General features: G+C 73.0%; 3 protein-coding genes. 1 reads left to right on the forward strand and 2 read right to left on the reverse strand.

What is annotated here, in order from left to right; all coding sequences use genetic code 11:
* Both CCN29_RS30755 and CCN29_RS30760 read right to left on the reverse strand, forming a co-directional pair.
* The coding region (locus tag CCN29_RS30755; protein ID WP_442538574.1) for a nucleotidyltransferase family protein at positions 1-751 on the reverse strand (751 nt) is incomplete at its 3' end.
* 96 nt (positions 752-847) lie between these two features.
* Entirely contained in the window at positions 848-2,305 is a 1,458-nt protein-coding gene (locus tag CCN29_RS30760; RefSeq protein WP_442538575.1) for a peptidoglycan recognition protein family protein, read from the reverse strand.
* A 140-nt stretch (positions 2,306-2,445) separates the two neighbouring features.
* Here CCN29_RS30760 and CCN29_RS30765 point away from each other — a divergent pair, with 140 nt between their 5' ends.
* Positions 2,446-3,207 (forward strand): TIGR03089 family protein, encoded by a 762-nt coding sequence (locus CCN29_RS30765; RefSeq protein WP_006134679.1) that lies wholly within the window; start codon positions 2,446-2,448, stop codon positions 3,205-3,207.
* Positions 3,208-3,291: the final 84 nt, after the last annotated feature.

The following is a 3,291-nucleotide window of genomic DNA, read 5'->3' on the forward strand; positions in this document are numbered from 1 at the left end:
CTGGACCTCGGGACGCCGGCGGCGTTCGTGCGGGGGTCGGCGGACCTGGTGCTGGGGAAGGCGCCGTCGCCGGCGTCCCGAGGTCCAGCCAGTACGTCGAGTCGACCATCCCCTGAAGGTGCGCCCCGGCCGCCAACAGCCCGGGGAAGGTCTCCCGCTCCACCGACACCACCCGCCCGGCCGGGATCGTGTCGATGACCGACCGCCGGAACACGTACGCCCCCGCGTTGATCTGGTCGGTGACGATCTCCTCGGGCGTCTGCGGCTTCTCCAGGAACGCCAGCACCCGCCCCGCCCCGTCCGTCGGCACCAGCCCGTACGCGCGCGGATCGGTCACCCGCGTCAGATGCAGCGAGACATCGGCCCCCGACGTCTCGTGCGTCCGCACCAGCGCCCCGATGTCCAGGCCCGTCAGGATGTCCCCGTTGAACACCAGCACCGGCTCGTCCGGCCCGGAGCGCAGCAGCGAGGCGACGTTGCGGATGGCCCCGCCCGTGCCGAGCGGTTCCTCCTCCGTGACGTACTCGAGGTGCAGTCCCAGCGCGGACCCGTCGCCGAAGTGCGGTTCGAACACCTCGGCCAGGTACGACGTGGCGAGGACGATGTGCTCCACGCCCGCCGCGCGCGCCCGCGCGAGCTGATGCGTGAGGAACGGCACCCCGGCCGCCGGGAGCATCGGCTTGGGCGTGTGCACCGTGAGCGGGCGCAGCCGCGTGCCCTTGCCGCCGACCAGGAGGATCGCTTCTGTCACCTGTCGTCTCTGCTTCCTGCCGGGACCGGCCGAACTGTCTCTTTCGGCCGGTCAGTGTATGCAGACGGCCGCCGGCAGGGTCGGCGCGGAGCGCCCTCAGCGGCCCTGGTACTTGGCCGCCTTGGACCGCACGCTGCTCAGCTTCTTGTACAGCTTCCCCCCGGGGCAGGAGGTGTTGAACCCGTCGCGGTGACCGGAGATCACCTTCATCTTCACCTTCTTGCCTTTCGCGTACAGGTTGCCCCCTCCGGACGTCAGGGATGTCTTCTTCTTCGGGTTCATGCCGTGCAGCCCGAGCTTCCAGGCGGTGAGCCGGGCGACGGCCTTGACCGCCTTGGACGACGGTTTCTTGGAGCCGTAGGAGCCGATGACGGCGATGCCGGTGGTGTTGGTGTTGAACCCCATGGTGTGCGCGCCCTTCACCGGCTTCGCCACACCGCCGGCCCGGCCCTCGTAGATGCGGCCGCACTTGTCGACGAGGAAGTTGTAGCCGATGTCGCGCCAGCCCAGGCTTCTCGTGTGGTAGCGGTAGAAGCCGCGGATCAGGGACGGCGCCTGCGAGCAGGAGTAGTTGTTGCCGGAGGCGGTGTGGTGCACGAAGGCCGCCTTGACCTTGCTGGTGTAGACGAAGCTCTTCTCGCGCAGGCTCTCGTCCGCTCCCCAGCCGGCCCGGGTGACGATGGCGGGGCGGGGTCCGATGTACGGCGTGGCCTGCTGCTGCTCGGTCAGGTCGGCGCCGCGCAGGGCGGTGAGCTCCTCCCGGGTCTCCTCGGCGGTGAGGGAGGGGATCTCGACGGCGCCGAGCGGCACGAGGGCGGAGTTGGCGGCGGAGGCGGCCTTGGCCGCGGCGGTCATGACGCCCGTACGAGGGCCTTCGCCACCCTCGGCGGGCTCGGCGCCCTCGGTGGCCCCCTCCTCCCCCGGATCCACCAGATCGAGCCGCAGACCGGCCGGCAGGGCGGACACCTCACCTGACGTCACGTCAGCCGGGTCCACATCCCCCTGCGGCTCGGGCGCACCCCGCTCCACCGCCCCACCGGACCCTCCGGACTCCCCGGACCCCGTCCCCGGCAGCACCCGTACCTCGACCCCGTCCGACTCCCCCACCCACAGCGGCGCGGTGGCGCCCCGTACCTGCCCGGAGGCGGCCTCGGGGGAGTCCGGGTCCGCGCCGTGCTCGGTGTAGTGGGTCTCGACGTCCTGCCAGTCGGACCACTCCCCCGTGCCGGCCGCACGGGTGCGGACCTGCACGCGGCCGTGCAGGTCGGCGGAGGGGTCGTCCCAGACGACGCCGAGGAGGGAGAAGGTCCGCACCGTCCGGGGCGTCAGCCCGAGGACGGCGCCGGAGGCACGGTCGTGGGTGAGGGACTGCAGGGGCAGCGACTGGGTGCTGCCGGGGACATCGACTCGGGCGTCGGCCGTCTCCGCGGTACGCGTGGCCACGCCCGCCACCGGCGCCCCCGGCCCCGCGGACGCGGCGGCGGGAAGGGCGAGCGGGAGGGCGAGGGCCGCGGCGCAGGTGACGCCGATTGAGGAAGCAAGAATTCCACGCATGCCCCTGAGCTTGGACATAGTCAGACAAATCTGTCCATCGTTCATATGACGGGGCGTCGGCTGCCGTTCCCCCGAACCGGTGGCCCGGGTGTGGCCCGCGCGGAGGGTGCGCGCGGCCGGGGCCGCGTACCCTTGCCGGGGTGAACGCCACCGACCGCACCCCTGCCGACCTGCTGAGTTCCGCGCTCGCCGCGGACCCGGGACGCCCCCTGGTGACCTTCTACGACGACGCCACGGGCGAACGGGTCGAATTGTCCGTGGCCACCTTCGCCAATTGGGTGGCCAAGACCGCCAACCTGCTCCAGGACGAACTGTCCGTCGAACCGGGCGACCGGGTGACCCTGCTGCTGCCCGCGCACTGGCAGACCGCGGTGTGGCTGCTGGCGTGCGCGTCGGTCGGCGTGGTCGCGGACGTCGGCGGCGACCCGTCCGCGGCGGACGTGGTGGTGAGCGGCCCGGAGCCGGAGTCGCTGGAGGCCGCCCGCGCCTGCTCGGGCCCGCGGGTCGCGCTGGCGCTGCGGCCGCTCGGCGGGCGCTTCCCGCAGCCGCCGGAGGGCTTCGCCGACTATGCCGTGGAGGTGCCGGGACAGGGCGACCGGTTCGTGCCGTACGCGCCCGTCGACCCGGAGGAGCCGGCGCTGATCGTGGCGGGCCGGGAGTTCTCGGGCGCGGAGGTCGTCGAGCGGGCGCGCGCGGAGGCGCCGGACCTCGGGCTGACCGGCCCGGGCTCGCGAATCCTGTCGGGGCTGCCGTACGACACGTGGGAGGGGCTGAACGCGGGGCTGTACGCGCCCCTGGCGACCGGCGGCTCCGTGGTGCTGTGCCGCAACCTGGACCAGCTGGACGCCGACGCCCTGGACAAGCGGGTGGAGAGCGAACGGGTCACGGCCATCTCCCGCTGACCCGCCCGCAGCGCACACGCGACGCACACGCGGCGCCCGCCGCCGTCACCCGTTCGGCGCACCACCACCCCCCACCCTTCCCTC

The organism is Streptomyces pseudogriseolus (assembly GCA_002154585.1).
In the GTDB taxonomy this organism is placed as follows: Bacteria; Actinomycetota; Actinomycetes; order Streptomycetales; family Streptomycetaceae; genus Streptomyces; species Streptomyces pseudogriseolus.